At 69.1% G+C, this 17503-nt stretch carries 16 protein-coding genes and 1 riboswitch; of the genes, 9 read left to right on the plus strand and 7 right to left on the minus strand.

Going from position 1 to position 17503, the window contains the following annotated elements; all coding sequences use genetic code 11:
• Nucleotides 1–243 precede the first annotated feature (243 nt).
• The 3 genes from ABZ725_RS09870 (at nt 244) to ABZ725_RS09880 (ending at nt 4199) form a co-directional block, all read left to right on the plus strand.
• A complete protein-coding gene (locus ABZ725_RS09870) occupies nt 244–1356 on the plus strand; it encodes a LacI family DNA-binding transcriptional regulator (protein WP_351907669.1) in 1113 nt (370 codons plus the stop codon).
• Nucleotides 1357–2041: 685 nt separating this feature from the next.
• Entirely contained in the window at nt 2042–3133 is a 1092-nt protein-coding gene (locus ABZ725_RS09875) for a metallophosphoesterase (RefSeq protein WP_358802219.1), read from the plus strand.
• Between the two features lie 193 nt (nt 3134–3326).
• Nucleotides 3327–4199: a hypothetical protein gene (locus ABZ725_RS09880; protein WP_358802220.1), complete on the plus strand. Its 873-nt coding sequence runs from the start codon at nt 3327–3329 to the stop codon at nt 4197–4199.
• 73 nt (nt 4200–4272) lie between these two features.
• Here ABZ725_RS09880 and ABZ725_RS09885 read toward each other — a convergent pair whose 3' ends face one another.
• From ABZ725_RS09885 to thiC, 3 genes are all read right to left on the minus strand, one after another.
• Nucleotides 4273–5802 (minus strand): VWA domain-containing protein, encoded by a 1530-nt coding sequence (locus tag ABZ725_RS09885; RefSeq protein WP_358802221.1) that lies wholly within the window; start codon nt 5800–5802, stop codon nt 4273–4275.
• Nucleotides 5799–6812: a hypothetical protein gene (locus ABZ725_RS09890; protein WP_358802222.1), complete on the minus strand. Its 1014-nt coding sequence runs from the start codon at nt 6810–6812 to the stop codon at nt 5799–5801. Before ABZ725_RS09890 ends, ABZ725_RS09885 begins: the two co-directional genes overlap by 4 nt.
• A gap of 109 nt (nt 6813–6921) precedes the next feature.
• Complete coding sequence (gene thiC, locus ABZ725_RS09895; RefSeq protein ID WP_358802223.1) at nt 6922–8724, minus strand: phosphomethylpyrimidine synthase ThiC; 1803 nt, start codon at nt 8722–8724, stop codon at nt 6922–6924.
• A riboswitch (TPP riboswitch) is annotated at nt 8717–8906 on the minus strand. It overlaps the preceding gene by 8 nt.
• 860 nt (nt 8907–9766) lie before the next feature.
• Here thiC and ABZ725_RS09900 point away from each other — a divergent pair.
• Nucleotides 9767–11029 carry a YibE/F family protein gene (locus tag ABZ725_RS09900; RefSeq protein ID WP_358802224.1) on the plus strand — a complete coding sequence of 421 codons (1263 nt, stop codon included), beginning with the start codon at nt 9767–9769 and terminating at the stop codon, nt 11027–11029.
• Between the two features lie 311 nt (nt 11030–11340).
• Here ABZ725_RS09900 and ABZ725_RS09905 read toward each other — a convergent pair whose 3' ends face one another.
• From ABZ725_RS09905 to ABZ725_RS09920, 4 genes are all read right to left on the minus strand, one after another.
• Nucleotides 11341–11787 (minus strand): SsgA family sporulation/cell division regulator, encoded by a 447-nt coding sequence (locus ABZ725_RS09905; RefSeq protein WP_020130693.1) that lies wholly within the window; start codon nt 11785–11787, stop codon nt 11341–11343.
• Between the two features lie 100 nt (nt 11788–11887).
• Nucleotides 11888–12625: an IclR family transcriptional regulator C-terminal domain-containing protein gene (locus ABZ725_RS09910; RefSeq protein WP_358802744.1), complete on the minus strand. Its 738-nt coding sequence runs from the start codon at nt 12623–12625 to the stop codon at nt 11888–11890.
• A 325-nt stretch (nt 12626–12950) separates the two neighbouring features.
• Nucleotides 12951–13163: a DUF5326 family protein gene (locus ABZ725_RS09915; RefSeq protein ID WP_351907652.1), complete on the minus strand. Its 213-nt coding sequence runs from the start codon at nt 13161–13163 to the stop codon at nt 12951–12953.
• A 184-nt stretch (nt 13164–13347) separates the two neighbouring features.
• Entirely contained in the window at nt 13348–13665 is a 318-nt protein-coding gene (locus ABZ725_RS09920; protein WP_358802225.1) for a cupin domain-containing protein, read from the minus strand.
• 58 nt (nt 13666–13723) lie between these two features.
• Between ABZ725_RS09920 and ABZ725_RS09925 the strand changes: the two genes are divergently transcribed.
• From ABZ725_RS09925 to ABZ725_RS09945, 5 genes are all read left to right on the plus strand, one after another.
• On the plus strand, nt 13724–14101 hold the full coding sequence (locus tag ABZ725_RS09925; RefSeq protein ID WP_358802226.1) for a phage holin family protein: 378 nt from the start codon (nt 13724–13726) through the stop codon (nt 14099–14101).
• Nucleotides 14102–14108: 7 nt separating this feature from the next.
• Entirely contained in the window at nt 14109–14600 is a 492-nt protein-coding gene (locus ABZ725_RS09930; RefSeq protein ID WP_358802227.1) for a low molecular weight protein-tyrosine-phosphatase, read from the plus strand.
• Nucleotides 14597–15754 carry a cystathionine gamma-lyase gene (locus ABZ725_RS09935; protein WP_358802228.1) on the plus strand — a complete coding sequence of 386 codons (1158 nt, stop codon included), beginning with the start codon at nt 14597–14599 and terminating at the stop codon, nt 15752–15754. Before ABZ725_RS09930 ends, ABZ725_RS09935 begins: the two co-directional genes overlap by 4 nt.
• A 229-nt stretch (nt 15755–15983) precedes the next feature.
• Nucleotides 15984–16889 carry a LysR family transcriptional regulator gene (locus ABZ725_RS09940; protein ID WP_358802229.1) on the plus strand — a complete coding sequence of 302 codons (906 nt, stop codon included), beginning with the start codon at nt 15984–15986 and terminating at the stop codon, nt 16887–16889.
• A gap of 88 nt (nt 16890–16977) precedes the next feature.
• A complete protein-coding gene (locus ABZ725_RS09945) occupies nt 16978–17460 on the plus strand; it encodes an NUDIX hydrolase (protein WP_351907642.1) in 483 nt (160 codons plus the stop codon).
• Nucleotides 17461–17503: the final 43 nt, after the last annotated feature.

The following is a 17503-nucleotide window of genomic DNA, read 5'->3' on the forward strand; positions in this document are numbered from 1 at the left end:
ATCTACGCGCCGGTAGCTCACGCCGTGGCGCGCATCCCTCGTGCAGGTGAGTTGAGACCTCTTCGAAACATCGGTGCCTTGGCAGGCTCATGCGTGTCGACACATCACGTCTTGGCATTGGAACGGCCAACTACCTTTGTTTCCAAGGAACTTGAGGCCGTTCAGCCTTGCAGAAACGTGCCTGTCAACGCGTGCATATGCGTCCGCCCTACCCCACCGAATGAGCCCTACTATCGGCTCGCCATGACAGCAGCAGGGAAGCACCAGGTGAGCCGCGCGGAAACCTCACGCCGAGGCAGCCGGCCGGGCCGGGCGGGCATCAGGGACGTGGCCGCCGCCGCCGGAGTCTCCATCACGACCGTCTCCGACGCCCTCAACGGCAAGGGCAGGCTCCCCGACGCCACCCGACGCCATGTCCGCGAGGTCGCCGACCGACTGGGCTACCGCCCCTCAGCGGCCGCCCGAACACTCCGTACCGGCAAGTCAGGACTCATCGGCCTGACCGTGACCACGTACGGGGATGAACCTTTCACCTTCACCGAGTTCGCGTACTTCGCGGAGATGGCGCGCGCCGCGACGTCGGCCGCGCTCGCCCGCGGCTACGCGCTCGTCATCCTCCCGGCGACCTCACGCCACGACGTGTGGTCGAACGTTGCCCTGGACGGCACGGTCGTCATCGACCCCTCCGACCAGGATCCGGTGGTCAGCGAGCTCGTCCGGCAGGGTTTACCGGTCGTCTCCGACGGCCGCCCGGCCGGCACGCTCCCGGTCACCGCATGGGTGGACAACGACCACGAGGCCGCCGTCCTCGACATCCTCGACCACCTGGCCGACGCCGGCGCCCGCCGCATCGGCCTGCTCACGGGCACCACGACGGACACGTACACGCATCTGTCCACCAGCGCCTACCTGCGGTGGTGCGAGCGGGTCGGCCAGGACCCGGTCTACGAGGCCTACCCCGCACACGACCCGTGCGCGGGCGCCGTGGCCGCCGACCGGCTGCTGGCCCGCCCCGACCGCCCGGACGCCGTCTACGGTCTGTTCGACCCCAACGGCACCGATCTGCTCGCCGCCGCCCGCCGCTACGGGCTGCGGGTCCCGGAGGACCTGCTGATCGTCTGCTGCAGCGAGTCCACGGTGTACGCCAACACCGAGCCGCCCGTGACCACCCTCTCGCTGAAACCGCGCCGGATCGGCACGGCGGTGGTCCAACTCCTCATCGACGCGATCGAGGGCGCGGAATCCGACCACCCGGTCGAGCAGGTGATACCGACCGAACTGATCGTGCGGACGTCTTCCCAACGACGCCCCCCTCGAACCACGGTCAGCCCCCCAAGGACCCCGGAAGAGAAGTAACCCCGCACCCAAGCCGTCCCCCGCCTCGTCCCCCACTCTGCCGTGGGGGTGGGGCAGGGGGCGGCTTGCGGGGTGCTGGAGGCTTGCGGGCAGCCGGAGCGGGCGATTCGCGTCAACGTAGATAGGCGGCACGCACGTACGGGCGTTTTCCGGCGGCGCTGGGGTGGGAGGCGCGCGCCCGGGGTGTCGGGAATCTCCGGGGCTCCTTACGGACCCGGCGGCGCTTGGCAGTGCGCCGCCGCGGCAAGGCAACGCTTGGCGGCACCTGGCTGGCACCTGGCGGCGCAAAACCGTCGCGCGGGACCACTCCGCCGCTGTCGGTCACTCTCGGCCACTCACGGTCATATCCGGCAAAATCGCCCTTCTAGGCGAGCCGACGAGCCACCGAGGCGCCTCTCCCCCAGCCACAGAACTCGCCCCCGCCCCAGCCGAAACAGGTCCCCGTCCACGCCGTCGGAACCGACCGTGCGGGTGTGGGCATGGTGTGCGCCGGGTGAGTGCGGGCTGCCGAAGCCCGGTCCAATCGGGGCGAAAGCCGCGATGAACTGGAGCCTTGCTCCGATTCACCACCCCTGGGTCATCACACGGCACGATCCGCATTCCTATGATGGGCGCACGGCACCACGGGCCGCTGCGACCAGGCGGCCCGAAGAGTGCAGATGCGGCGCGATGGTGGAGGGGTCTGATGACTCAGGGGGCCGGTCAGGGACCCGAGGTGGAGCGGACGGCGACGTTGCGCGACTTCCGGGTGCCCGCGTACGTCCACGAGACCGGTCCGTACGACCACGACACCCATCCGGGCAACGCCGCGCCGCCCGTCGACGATCCGCTGGAGCATCCGGACGGCTACACGCCCACCCAGCGCGATCTGCCCGTGATCAGCCGACGCGGCGACACCCTTCAGGTGGCCGTGGATCCGGCGGCCGTCCAGGCTCCGCTGCCCTCGACCGGCCCGGGCCCGCTGTTCGTCGTCGGCGACGTGCACGGATACCTCGACGAACTGATGGCCGCACTGCAGGAGAAGGGCCTGATCGACGCCGCCGGCAACTGGTCCGCGGGAACCGCCCGGCTGTGGTTCCTCGGCGACTTCACCGACCGCGGACCGGACGGCATCGGCGTCATCGACCTCGTCATGCGGCTGTCCGCCGAGGCCGCCGCGGCCGGCGGATACTGCAAGGCACTCATGGGCAACCACGAACTGCTGCTGCTCGGCGCCAAGCGCTTCGGCGACACCCCCGTCAACTCCGGCGCGGGCACCGCCACCTTCCAGGCGGCCTGGCTGCTCAACGGCGGCCAGAAGTACGACATGGACCGCCTCCAGGACCACCACCTGCAGTGGATGGCCCGCCTCGACGCCGTCGAGGAGGTCGACGGCCATCTGCTCGTCCACTCCGACACCACCGCCTACCTCGACTACGGCGACTCGATCGAGGCGGTCAACGACACCGTCCGCGAGACGATCACGCGCAACGACGCGGATGAGGTGTGGGACCTGTTCCGCAAGTTCACCAAGCGCTTCTCCTTCCGGGATGAAGGTGGAGCCGACGCCGTCCGTTCCCTGCTCGATACGTACGGCGGTACCCGAATCGTTCACGGCCACAGCCCGATTCCCTACCTGTTGGGCGAAGTCGGCTCGGATTCGGAGGAAGGCGAGGACAGCGGCGGTCCGCATGTCGAGGGACCGCACGTCTACGCCGAAGGACTGGCCATCGCGATGGACGGTGGCGTGACGATGGCCGGAAAACTGCTGGTCCAGCAACTGCCCCTGGATATCTGACCGTTTCCGGGGCATGCTGTGCCCCCCATTCGCCTCGCTGGTGACGCCGCAGGCCAGGGGCCAATTTCGGCAAACCCCCTGTCACCCCATGCCGTCGCCGCTCTACCATCGGTCTATCCGTAGCAGGCTCCCCTCCGTTTCTGCCCGACGGCTCGTTGGCATGCGAGCCCCAAGCCCTACGGAGCATCGGGGGATGCACATGAACAGCGTTCCGCAGCACCTGCACAGCGAGGACCGCCAGGAATACGAGCGGATCCTCGACGAGGCGCTGCGCTCCGCACCACACCACCCGGAACTGGCCGCTGTCGGACAGCGGCTCAACCCCGAACAACTGCGCACCATGGCGCTCAACGCCTCCGCACTCATCACCGTGGCCGCGGCGGCCGAGTACCAGCACTACGTGAAGGTCCGCGAGGAACTGCGCCATCCGGCGCCGTCCACCCCGTCGTCCACGTCCGAGACCGGCTCCGCCGAGCCGAACGCGGCGATGGGGCTCGCCACCACCATGGGGGAGGCGGCCCAGGCCGCCGAGGCCGCCGGGGCGGGCGCCGTCGCCGCCGTCCTCACCCCCGTTCTCGCCGGGACCGCCGCGGTGATCTTCCTGCTCGTCGGTTACATCCTCAGCGTGCTCGACCCCGAGCAGGCGTTCGCCCGGACCATGCTCACGGCCGGCTGGACGTTCGGGGCCGTGGCCGTGGCCGCGATCCTCGTCGCCACCGTCGCGCTGCTGCTCACCGCCCTGCGCAACCGGCCCTCCCTGGAGGCCGAACCGTACGGCGAACTGAGCGAGGAGGTCGCCCTGGCCAGGGAAGCCTGGCGAGAGGCCCTCCTGGAACGCGGCATCCTGCCGTTTCTCCGGGAGGCCCTGGCCAGTCCGGGCACGGCGACCGCCCTGCACACCGACCCGCCCCCGCCGGCTCCGACCGGCCGTCTGCCGAAGATCGGCTACGACCGCCCGGGCTTCAGCAGCCCCGACGACGGCCGCTCGGCCGGCCCGCGGCCGAGCTTCAGCAGTCCGGACTACACCAGCCCGGACTTCGGCGGCCCGGACCACCAGCCGGAATAGGCACTCGGCTTGCGCCCCCGCCGACCCCGCCGAGGGGAGCGCAAGCCGTACGCCGGGCGGCCCCTGGTGGCCGTCAGAGAATGCCTGCGCGGCCCGCTGCCGTGATCCAGCTGGGGAACTCGGACAGCAGCCGGTCGTAGAGCTCCTGGTCCGGGACGGTACTGATGTCGTCCACTGCGAAGAAGCCCACGTTGTCGACCCGGCGCCCGGGCAGCGTGTCGAACCGCTCGAGGACCCCGTAGTTGGACCGGCCGAGCCCCACGAACTGCCAGAAGATCGGCTCCTCCACCGCCGCCCGCAACTCCCGCTCGATCGCCGCGTCTCGGTAGACCCCTCCGTCGGAGAAGAACAGCACCAAGGTCGGGGCGGTCGCCGGATTCTCCCGCACATACGATCTGACCTGGGCGATCGCCTTCTGTTCCTCGTTCTGGATGCCGACCGCGCGCATGTCGACCTGCCCCGGCTCCATCCCCTTGCGGGGCTTCCTGTTGCGCCGGAACAGACTGATCTCGCCCACGCGCACATGCAGCCGCAGCCACTCGGGGAGTTCGCCCAGGCGAAGGTCGGGAAGCCGAGCTGACTCACTGGCGAACGTCCAGGCCTGCATCTCCCCGTCGTCGTCGAGTTGTGCCGCCACCGCCGCCATCCGCTCCACGACGTCCGCCACCACGCCCCGGGAGTACAGGAACGCCATGGAACCGGAGGCGTCCAGGACGAGCACGACCCGCGCGGTGATCCCCGCCGCTCCGCGCTTGCTCAGGCTGACGGCCACCTGCTCCTTGCGCAGCGACAGCCGCTTGCGCATGTCGACGGGCAGCCGCTCCTCCCCCTTGGTCAGCCGAGGACCTGGAGGTGGGGTCATCGCCCCTGAGTCCGGACGAGTGGGTCTCGGCGGAACCGGCGGAACCGGAGCCGAGCCCGGCCGGCTCGACGGGGCCGGCGGGTTCTGCGGCGTCGGCGGGCTCAGCGACGTCTGCGGGTTCTGTGGTGTCGGCGGGTTCTGTGGGCGTAGCCGGTTCTGCGGAGTCGACGGTTGCTGCGGACTCGGCGGAGCAGATGCCTCCGCATGATCCTCATCGACCGTGATCCCGAAGTCGGTGGCCACTCCCGCGAGTCCGGAGGCGTACCCCTGACCGACCGCCCGGAACTTCCAGCGCCCCTCGCGCAGGTACAGCTCGCCGCCGATGAACGCCGTCTCCGTGTCGGCCTGCATCTCGAAGCGTGCCACCTCGGACCGCCCGCCCGTGCCGAACAGCCGCAGCGTCAGACCGGTCACCTGCCCGAACGTGCCGCCGTCGGCCGACGCACACAGCACCACCCGCGTGATGGCGGCCTCCAGCGAGCGGAGGTCCACATGGACCGCGTCGGTCATGACGCCGGCGTCCCGCCGCTTGCCGACGTGTCTCACGGCGCCGGACGCATGAAGCGGCTGGTTGTAGAAGACGAAGTCCCCGTCGTCACGAACCCGCCCGTCGCTCGTCAACAGCAGCGCCGAGACGTCGATGTCCGGCCCACCGACCCCCTCGGCCCAGCTGAGTTCCACCCGGACGTCCGGTGCGTCGACCGGCAGATTGGCGCCCTTGCTCATGGATCGCGCTGTCATGGAGGCAAGTCTGCCGAGCCGACGGCCGACGGCAACCGAACGAGCACGATGTTCTCGTCCTGAGCGACCGCCAAGTGCGTGCCGTCCGGATGCAGCGCCGCGACCGGTGTCGGTATGTGGGTGACGCCGTACGCCCCCTCACGTCGGGGAACCGCCACCTCGGGCCATTCCTCCAGCACTTCCCCGGTCCTGACGTCGATCAGCCGGGGGTGTCCGTTCAACGAGACGACTCGACCGCCTCCCGCGATCAGCGTGCCGACCTCGAAGTCGACCGAGCTCCGGTGCACCCAGGCACGATCGGACAGTGACCACACACCGATCCGACGAGGTCCGAGCGCGGGAACCTCCTCGTCGTCGAGGAACTCCTCTCCGGTCGCCACCGCCAGGCGGTCGTCGTCGAGCCAGCACGCCGACACCACCTCGGCATCGATCCCCGGGTCCATCGGCAGCACCCCGTATCCGTCCAGCACGGCCGGGTCGGTCAGCGCGGCCTCCAGATCGAACACCTCTACGATTCCGTACGGGTGCCACACCCAGCCCGCAACCAGTAGATGTCTGCCGTCCCCGCTCACCGACAGACGGGAGTGGAACACGTCCTTCGCCTCGCGGGCTCCGGTCGTGAGCCGCTGTCCGGACGCCGCCTCCTCGACCTGGAGCACGTTGTACTCCTCCGGGCAGTGGACCAGGACCTCCCGGCCGTCCGGCAGAACCGCCAGCGCCACGGGGTAGTCGAAGTCCTCGTCGTGGTAGGAGCTGCGAGTCAGCTCACGGACGGGACTTGTTCCGTCGAGCAAGAGGGCTCTGGCACCGCGTTCGGTATGGACGACGCTGTAGCGGCCGGAGGGCGAGACGACGCATCTGTCGAACTGATCGAACCCCGAACCGCGATCGGCAGCCGTACGGCGCTCCGCACCGGCGCGGTTCCAGGCCCGGCCGCCCACGACATCGACCAGGTCACCGCCCTGCCAGACCAATGATCGGACCGGCTTCGTCGTCTTCAGATACTCCAAGGTCCATTCCCCCGTCACAGCCGCCTCTCATGGCGCTGCCTCCGGCCAGGCATTGAGCCCGGCGCCTGCCAGGCATCGAGCCTGATCGGGCAGCGCCAATCCAGGGGCGTCAGTCGGCCAGCGGCAGGTACACCCTGCTTCCGCTCGCCGCGAACTCCTTCGACTTCTCCAGCATCCCCTCGGCGATCTCCTCGGCCGAGGCCCCGTCGGCGACCCCTCCACCGAACCGCTCGTTGATGCTCTGACTGATCTTCATCGAACAGAACTTCGGCCCGCACATCGAGCAGAAGTGCGCCGTCTTCGCCGGCTCCGCCGGAAGTGTCTCGTCGTGGAACTCCCGTGCCGTGTCCGGGTCGAGGGCGAGGTTGAACTGGTCTTCCCAGCGGAACTCGAAGCGGGCGTCGGACAGCGCGTCATCCCATTCCTGCGCACCGGGGTGCCCCTTGGCGAGGTCGGCTGCGTGGGCGGCGATCTTGTAGGTGATGACGCCCGTCTTGACGTCGTCACGGTTGGGCAGGCCCAGGTGTTCCTTGGGCGTGACATAGCAGAGCATGGCCGTGCCCCACCAGGCGATCATCGCGGCACCGATGCCGGAAGTGATGTGGTCGTACGCCGGCGCGACGTCCGTCGTCAGCGGGCCGAGCGTATAGAACGGAGCTTCATCACAGATCTCCTGCTGAAGGTCGATGTTCTCCTTGATCTTGTGCATCGGGACATGGCCCGGGCCTTCGATCATCGTCTGAACATTGAAACGCTTCGCGATCCGGTTGAGTTCCCCGAGCGTCCTCAACTCCGCGAACTGCGCCTCGTCGTTGGCGTCCGCGATGGAACCCGGCCGCAGCCCGTCGCCCAGCGAGTACGTGACGTCGTAGGCGGCGAGGATCTCGCAGAGCTCCTCGAAGTTCTCGTAGAGGAACGACTCCTGGTGGTGCGCGAGGCACCAGGCCGCCATGATCGAGCCGCCACGCGACACGATGCCGGTCTTCCGGTTGGCGGTGAGCGGGACGTACGGCAGACGGACACCGGCATGGACCGTCATGTAGTCCACGCCCTGCTCGGCCTGCTCGATGACCGTGTCCTTGTAGATCTCCCAGGTCAGTTCCTCGGCGCGGCCGTCGACCTTCTCCAGCGCCTGGTACAGCGGCACCGTGCCGATGGGGACGGGGGAGTTGCGCAGGACCCACTCGCGGGTCGTGTGGATATTGCGGCCGGTGGACAGGTCCATGACCGTGTCGGCGCCCCAACGGGTCGCCCAGGTCATCTTCTCGACCTCCTCCTCGATGGAGGACGTCACCGCCGAGTTGCCGATGTTGGCGTTGACCTTCACCAGGAAGCGCTTGCCGATGATCATCGGCTCGATCTCCGGGTGGTTGACGTTGGCCGGCAACACCGCGCGGCCCGCCGCGATCTCCTCGCGGACCACCTCAGGAGAAACGTTCTCCCGGATGGCCACGAACTCCATCTCGGGTGTGATCTCCCCCCGGCGCGCATACGCGAGCTGAGTGACCGCCTTGCCGTCCCGGCCACGGCGCGGGAGCCGCGGCCGCCCCGGGAAGACCGCGTCGAGATTGCGCAGACCGCCGCGCGGCGAGGTGTGCTTGATGCCGTCGTCCTCGGGGCGGACGGGACGGCCCGCGTACTCCTCGGTGTCACCACGGGCGATGATCCAGTTGTCGCGCAGCGGCAGCAGCCCCCTGCGGACGTCGGTGTCGACGAGCGGATCGGTGTACGGACCAGAGGTGTCGTACAGCGTGACCGACTGCCCGTTGGTGAGATGCACCTGTCGGACCGGCACCCGTAGATCGGGGCGAGTGCCCTCGACGTATCCCTTGTGCCAGCCGATGGACTTCCCGGCCTCTTGGGACGTTTCATCCCGAACGGAGGCAGGCGTGCGTGCGTCCTTGTTGGTCATGAGACCTACTCCCTACGCCGGCATTACCCGGTAACAGGTTCGGCGGTCGACGCAGCGGCTACCGCCTGCCGACGTTTCATGTGAAACATCACTCGACTCAAGAGACGTTCCACGTGAAACATCGCGAAGACGGAGGTCAGCGCCCTCTCAGCCCGGTGCTCCGAGCTCCCGCGTGTGCAAAGGTGCCTCCACGCTAGCGTCAATTCGGGCGCGGTGAACAGAGGGCCCCTGTCGTTCTTGCGATGATCGGTCGGTGACCACGACACACCAGCCCCCGTACCCACCGCCCGAGCCGCCCCGTCGGCCCGGTGCCGGAAACGGCCCGAGCAGCGGCCCCGGTAACGGCAACGGCTCTGGAGGCGGCCCCGGTGAGGACCACGCTTTCAACGGTGGTCACGCTCCCGGCCACAACCACGGGCATGGCCTCGATCAGGGGCCGGGATACGCCGGTGGACTGGGTGGGCTGAGTGGGCTGGACGGACGGCCGCGCGGCGGCGCTCCCAGAGGTCAAGGGCCGGGACAGGGCCGAGGGCCAGACTCTGGCGGAGGGCCCGGTCAGAGGCCGCCCGCCAACGGGCACGGAAACGGCTACGAATACGGCAACGGCAACGGCAACGGCAACGGCAACGGGCGCAGCCAAGGGCATGGGTACGGCCCTGGCCCCGGCGACGAATACGGCCGTGACCACGAGCACGGTCATGGGCGGAACCCCGACCGCGGTCCTGGCAGCGGGCATGGCCGCGGGCATGGTGACGGTCTTCGGAGCGACCCGGGCGAAGGCCACGGCAGCGGCCACGGCGGCGGACACGACCATGGCCGCGGCGAAGGCAACGGAAACGGGCCGGGTTCCGGCGGCGGACACGGTCATGGCCCCGGTTCCGGCGGGGGGCACGGCTCGGGCCCGGGCGACGGGCACGGGCCGGGTTCCGGCGGGGGCCAGGGGCATTCCCACGGTCACAGCCACAGTCACGGCCCGGCCGCCCCTGTCTCCCAGCACCTGCGCAAGGTCATCGCGGCCATCCTCATCCCGTTCGGTGCGGCGGTGCTGGTCGGGCTCGTCGTGCTGTGGCCAGGCGGTGCTCCGGCGCATGAACGCACCGGAGTCGGCTTCGACCGGCAGACCCAGCAGGCCACGGTCACCAAGGTCGTGAAGGTGAGCTGCGCGTCGGTGAACGCCTCGGGCGACACCCCGACCGGCGACACCTCGACGGCCGAGGGCTCGTCCGCGCAGCAGCAGGCGAGCGGCTCCTGCAAGAGAGCCACGATCCGCGTGGACACCGGCAACGACAAGGGCCGTACGTTCACGGAGATCGTCCAGCCGGACCAGTCACGGCAGTTGGAGCAGGGCGAGAAGGTCGTGGTCGCCTACGAGCCGTCCGCGCCGAAGGACCTGCAGTACTCGGTGACCGACGTGAACCGGCGCATCCCCATGGGGGTGCTGGCCATCATCTTCGCGGTCGCCGTCGTGGTCGTCGGGCGGCTTCGGGGCGTCATGGCGCTGGTCGCGCTGGCCATCAGCTTCCTGGTGCTGAACTTCTTCGTGCTGCCCGCGATCCTGCAGGGCTCGAACCCGCTGGTCGTGGCGGTCGTGGGGGCGAGCGCGATAATGCTGATCGCGCTCTATCTGTGTCACGGCCTCTCGGCCCGCACATCCGTCGCGGTGCTCGGCACACTCATCTCACTGCTGCTCATCGGCGTCCTCGGTTCAGTGTTCATCGACTGGGCGGCGCTCACCGGCAACACGGACGACAACACCGGCCTGATCCACGGCCTGTACCCGTCGATCGACATGAGCGGTCTGCTGCTCGCCGGCATCATCATCGGTTCGCTCGGTGTCCTCGACGACGTGACGGTCACCCAGACCTCCGCTGTCTGGGAACTGCACGAGGCCAACCCGTCGATGGGCTGGCGCGGGCTGTACCGGGCCGGCATCCGCATCGGCCGGGACCACATCGCGTCCGTGGTCAACACGCTCGTCCTCGCCTACGCGGGTGCCGCGCTGCCGCTGTTGCTGCTCTTCTCGATCGCGCAGAGCAGCGTGGGCGGGGTCGCCAACAGTGAGTTGGTCGCCGAGGAGATCGTGCGCACCCTGGTGGGGTCGATCGGCCTGGTCGCCTCCGTGCCCGTCACGACGGCCCTGGCTGCCCTGGTGGTCGCCGCCGACCGGCCGGGGCCGGGAACGGCGTCCGTGCCGGCCCAGGAGACGACTCCGGTGCCTCCGACGGCTCCGGCCGCTGCTGTGGCAACGACGACGACTGGTCCTGCCCAGGGCCGGGGCGGCCGCGGCAGACGACGCAAGCGTTAGGGCGAGAGGGCGAGAGGGCGGGAGAGCGAGAGAGAGAGGGCGGGCGCGCGGGAGAGTGCCCGAGAGCCGGTTGCTCGGGCGCGCGGCCGGCTCTTCGTCAGGTCCCCGGCAGGGTCCGCCGGGGGGAGCACCCGATCAAGGGCCAAAGGGCACCCCGGCAGGACCGGAAAGAGCCCCCAGGAAGCCCGAGACGCCCCGAGACGGCCTGAGAAGGCCCCTTCGACCGAACACGGCCGCATCACCACAGGAGAAGCGTTCCTGCATGGCTTCACCAGTGGCGAAGCGTTCTGCCACCACTCGCCGCCGTCCCGTCAGCCGGCGCTCTGCTCCTCGGCGAGGATCCGGTCCAGTGCCTCGTCCAGATGCGCGTCGAAGTCGGCGAGTGCACCCTCCTGGCCCAGCGGGACCAGCTTGTCGGTGCGGTCGAGGAAGGCCACGAGCGGCGCCGCCGAGGAGCGGAACAGAGCCTGGTCGCCGCCGACCTGAAGCCGGATCAGGACCTCTCCCAGCACGTCGGGATCGACGGGCGAGACACGGACGTCACCCTCGCCGCACGGCCTGCCCACCCCGTCGATGAGCAGCTCGCGCCCGAAGGCCCAGGTCACCGGGGCATCGCCGGGCAGGTGGAAGGTGAGCCGCACGGCATAGGGATCGCACGACTCGTACCCGAGCTCCACCGGGATGCGGAACGAGAGCTCCTCGGACACGAGGAAGCTCATCATGACTTCTGCCTGTACTGCCTGCACGGACTCGCGCATCGCCTTACCCCGTCATTTGCCGTCGACTGGCCGGGAATGAACCTTTTGACACTGCAGGCATCTTGCTGAACGTACACAACAGATCACAAGGAGTGAGTTTTCAGATACTGATAGAGATCGCGAGCGACCCCAACAGTCGCCCGACCTCGTTCTGCAGTTGCCGGGCCGCCGGGAGCAGTCGGTCGGCGTGGTGGGAGGGGAGAGAGATCGCCATCGTCGCCGCTGTGGTGCCCACGGTGATCGGAATGGCGGCACATACGGTGCCCAGCGCGTACTCCTGTCGTTCCACGACCGGTTCCATGCGCCGCATGCGTTCCAGGCGGCGCAACAGGGTGTGGTTGTCACGCACGGTGTACGGGGTGATCGACTCCACCGGGTAGCGGTCCAGGTGGTCGCGTCGGGTGTCCTCGTCCAGTTGGGCGAGCAGGCACTGGCCGATGGCGTGCGCGTGTCCCGTCTCGCGGAAGTCCGCCCACTCCTCGACGGCCGGATTGCCCGGGGTGTCGGAGACGCACATGATCTCGATCTCGCCGTCGCGGTACTGGGCGTAGTACACGGGGACACCGATCGAATCGCGCCACTGCGCAAGGGTGTCGGCGACCGTGCTGCGACGTTTCTGCGCCGCCCCGCTGCTGCCGAGCCGTTCGGCGGCCTCGCCCAGGAAGAACAGCCCTTTGTCCCGGCGTAGATAGCCCTCGTGCACGAGGGTGCGCAGCAGGTGGTAGGCCGTGGGCAGCGCGAGGCCGGTCTCCCGGGCGAGTTGTTTCGCCGGGGCTCCGTACTCGTGCTCGGCGACGGATTCCAGCAGACGCATGGCGCGCTGGACGGAGCCGATCAGGGTGGCCGCGGGGTGCGGATGCTCGGGAACGGCCGTGCTCGGCGGGCGTTGGAGCGGGGGCGCGGAGGAACACGGTCGACTGGGAGGTGCGAACGGTTCTGCGGATGCGGTGTCAACCGTGGCCAAGGGTCACTCCCGAAGCGCGAGGGGGCGGTCCGTGCGGGGGAACACGGGAGGGGGGTGTACGCCGCTCGCGGGGGTCGTCCCCGCGTCGAGTTCCGGACTTTAACCGTCCACCACCGCTTGCAGACGGGCTGTCAGGAAAACTTCCCCCGGCCGAGGGAACCGGTGATTCCTGTTACCGATCACCGGCCTCCCGTACCGATCACCAGTCGCTGCGTGAGGACGAACTCGACATGAACTTCCGTACGACGTAGATCAGTCCGCCGACGAGCGCCACGAAGATCAGCAGCTTGAAGAGCAGGCCGATCACGAACCCGACGACGCTGGCTATCAGCCCGCCGAACACGACCAGCGCGATGACCGGCACCGCGACCCACTTCACCCACCACGGCAGTCCCGTGAAGATCTCTTGCATCGCCCTGGTTCCTCATCCTCTTCGGTCGATGTCCGGCACCCCTGTCGGGCCGGATCATTTCGATGTCCTGCCGTCGATGCTAGATCCGAAGAGGGGGCCGGCGGAGGCCTCGAACCCCTTGTCCTCCCCTGACCGATCCCCTAGGGAACCCCGAGGCCACGCATCGGCTGTGAGACGGAGACGCTCAGCCCTCGGCCGGCGAGAACATGACCAGGACCCGCAGGTCCTCGCTGATGTGATGGAACTTGTGGGCCACTCCGGCCGGGACGTACACCACGCTGCCGCGCGCCACTTGGGTGGTCTCCATGCCGACGGTGATCGAGGCGCGTCCGCTCACGACGAAGTACACCTCGTCCTGATTGTGCGGGTTCTGTGGATCATGCGTGCCCGCGTCGAGTGCGTACAGCCCGACCGACATGTTCCGTTCATGCAGAAACTGCAGGTAGGCACCGTCGTTGGCGGCTCGCTCCGCCTCCAGTTCATCCAACCGGAATGCCTTCATCGACCTTGTCCGCCCTCGTCCGGTGCTCGTTTGCGATCTCTCTGCCACGATCAGACACATGAAGAATTTCGTAGTCAAGACGATCGCCAACGCAGCTGCCCTGGCGGTCGCCGTCTGGGCGCTCGGCGACATCACCCTGAACGGTGACAGCACGGGCGAGAAGACCGTCACCCTCATAGTCGTCGCACTGCTCTTCGGCCTGGTGAATTTCCTGGTCAAGCCGATCGTGAAGCTGCTGACGTTCCCTCTGTTCATCCTCACGCTCGGTCTGATCACCCTGGTGGTCAACGCCTTGATGCTGCTGCTGACTTCATGGCTGGCCGACAGCCTCGACCTGAGCTTCCAAGTGGAGGGCTTCTGGACCGCGATCGTGGGCGGCCTGATCATCTCCGTCGTCTCCTGGGCGCTCAACGTCGTCCTGCCCGACGGGGACTGAGACCACGATGACCTACCGCGTCTGTTTCGTCTGCACAGGCAATATCTGCCGCTCGCCGATGGCCGAGTCGGTCTTTCGCGCGCGCGTGGCGGACGCGGGCCTCGAGAGGCTGGTCGAGGTCGACAGCGCGGGCACCGGCGACTGGCACGAGGGCGAGAACGCCGACCCGCGCACTCTCTCCGTCCTGGAAAGGCACGGATACGCCCTCGACCACACGGCCCGGCGCTTCGAGCCCTCGTGGTTCGCCCGCCTCGACCTCGTGATCGCTCTGGACTCCGGCCATCTCAAGGCCCTGCGCCTCCTGGCTCCCACGCGGGAGGACGCGGCGAAGGTACGGCTGCTGCGCTCCTACGACCCCGCGGCCGAGGGCGACCTGAACGTCCCCGACCCCTACTACGGGGGCCAGGGCGGCTTCGAGGAGTGCCTTGAGATGGTGGAGGAGGCGAGCGTCGGTCTGCTCGCCGCGGTACGACACGATGTGGAAGGACGACTGACATGAGCGGTTCCGCTGCGGCCGAAGTGCCTCCCGGAGGCGCCGGCGAGGGCACGCGCGCGGTGCGGGCCGGGCTGCCCGAGCCGGTGAAGTACGAGCCGATCCTGCCCGGTCCGGTGTTCGCGGCGCATTTCCATCTGCCGGGCGAGCCCACGGGCCCGTACACCTACGGCCGTGACGAGAACCCGACCTGGACCCACCTGGAGCACGCCATCGGCGAGCTGGAGGCACCGGGGCAGGACGACGTCGAGACGCTCGCCTTCGCCTCCGGCATGGCCGCGATCTCGTCGGTGCTCTTCTCCCAGCTGCGGGCCGGGGACACCGTCGTGCTGCCCGACGACGGCTACCAGGCGCTGCCGCTGGTGCGCGCACAGCTGGAGGCCTACGGCATCGAGGTGCGCACCGCGCCGACCCGTGACAACGCCCAGCTCGACGTCCTCGACGGCGCGAAGCTGCTGTGGATCGAGTCCCCCTCGAACCCCGGGCTCGACGTGTGCGACATCCGGCGGCTCGTCGAGGCGGCACACGCGCGTGGCGCCCTGGTGGCCGTGGACAACACGCTCGCCACCCCGCTCGGGCAGCGCCCGCTGGCACTCGGCGCGGACTTCTCCGTGGCCAGTGGCACCAAGCAGCTCACGGGCCACGGAGACATCCTCCTCGGCTATGTCACGGGGCGGGCCGGTGAGCCGATGATGGCCGTACGGCGTTGGCGCAAGATCGTCGGGGCGATTCCCGGGCCCATGGAGGCCTGGCTCGCGCACCGTTCGATCGCCACGCTCCAGCTGCGGGTCGACCGGCAGAACACCAGTGCCCTGGCTGTGGCGCAGGCGCTGCGGGGGAGGCCCGAGGTGAGCGGGTTGCGGTACCCGGGGCTGCCTGACGACCCCTCTCACAAGGTCGCCTCCCAGCAGATGCGGCGCTACGGGTGCGTGGTCTCCTTCACGCTGCCCACGCGCGCGCGTGCCGAGCGTTTCCTCGAGGCTCTGCGGCTCGTGGACGACGCGACGAGCTTCGGCAGCGTGCGGTCCACCGCGGAGCGGCGCGGGCGCTGGGGCGGGGACGCGGTGCCGGAGGGCTTCATCCGGCTGTCCGTCGGTGCCGAGGACCCCGAGGACCTGGTGGCGGATGTGCTGCGTGCGCTGGAGGAGTCGGCGCGGTGACCGCCTTAGGGACGCCCCGTCGCGGACCCGTTACGCACAGCGGACGGTCCGAGCCTCCCCCCTCGTGGCTCGGACCGTCCTCGGTTCTGCACACGAAGAACCGCGCGAACAAGGCTAGTTGACTCTGTGTCAGTGTCCAATCACTCTAGCGACAGAAACCTATCGACTTATTTATAGTTGGGCCCTGCCTCGGAGCCGGGAGAAAGGCAGGGACGGGGGAGGACGCTCGATGGATCTGGCCTTGCTCCGCACCTTCGTGACCGTGCACCGGGCCGGCTCCTTCACCCGCGCAGCTGCTCTGCTGGGCCTGTCCCAGCCGGCTGTCACCTCCCAGATCCGCACGCTGGAGCGCCAGCTCGGCCGGCCACTGTTCCTGCGCCAGGCTCGCGGCGTGACACCCACGAGCATCGGCGACGAGCTCGCCCACAAGGCCGCTCCCCATCTCGATGCCCTGGTGGAGATCGCCGAGACCGGCCTCGACGACGAGTCCGCAGTCCGGACACTGCACCTCGCCGGTCCCCCCGAGTTCACCGCCGAGCGGGCCCTTCCCGCGCTCGCAGAGCTGTCCGGCGACGACGGACAGGGATTCGCCCTGCGCGCCTCCTTCGGCACCGCCGAGGAGGTCCTGGAGGGCCTGGCCGCCGGTCACCACGACCTGGCCATCAGCACCGCCCGGCCGCGCGGAGCGCTGCTGACGGCCACCCCGCTGTGCGACGAGGAGCACATCCTGATCGCCGGCCCGCAGTGGGACGGCCGTATCGACGCCGGGAAGCTGCGCCGCGGGGGCGCGTCCGCCCTCGAGAACCTCCCCGTCGTCGAAGTGCACGAGTCTCTGCCCCTGGTCTCCCGCTACTGGGCCTCCGTCTTCGACTCCCGCCCCGCCGCCTCCGGCACCGTCATCGTTCCCGACCTGCGCGCGGTGCTCGCCTGCGCGATCGCGGGCGCCGGTCTGGCGGTCCTGCCCCGCTATCTGTGCGCGACCGCTCTCGAGCGCGGTGACGTCGTAGCGCTGTACGAACCCGCGGTACCGCCGCTGCGGACGTACCTCCTCGTGGTGCGCACCGGGACGCTGGCGATGCCGCATGTGGCGCGGGCCCACGAGTGGCTGCTGAGGGCGGCCGCCGAGTGGTGCTGACCCCGTTCCCGCGGGGTGTCACGGTATGAGCTCGCCCGGTGACGTTTCGCGATGTTTCACGTGGAACCAGCCGGGCCACATTTCTTCCATGACCGTCCGACCCGTGGTCAAGCGCACCGCACGAGCCGTTCTACTGGACGGCGACAACCTGATCCTGATCAAGCGCACCAAACCCGGTGTGGATCCGTACTGGCTCACGCCCGGTGGCGGGGTCGAGCCGGACGACGCAACCGTCGTGGACGCCCTGCACCGCGAGGTGCACGAGGAACTCGGCGCCAAGATCACCGATGTCGTCCCCTGCTTCGTCGACACCGTCGAGCACATCGGCGAGGACGGCGGCGCGACCGGTGTGAAAGTGCAGCACTTCTTCGTCTGCCGCCTGGAGTCCATGGACCCGGCCCTGCGGCACGGCCCCGAGATCGAGGAGCCCGCCGGCGAATACGAGATCGTCCGCGTGCCGTTCACCCGGGTCGGGATCGCCTCGGTCCACCTGGTCCCGTTGTCGCTGCGGCACTACTTGGACGGGAACATCGAGGGCGTCCGCGCCATGCACGCTCCTGACCTCGGCTGACGGTCCTGACCTCGGCTGACGCCCCGGGTCCTGGGCCGACCCG

The organism is Streptomyces sp. NPDC006872 (assembly GCF_040635845.1).
Lineage (GTDB): Bacteria > Actinomycetota > Actinomycetes > Streptomycetales > Streptomycetaceae > Streptomyces.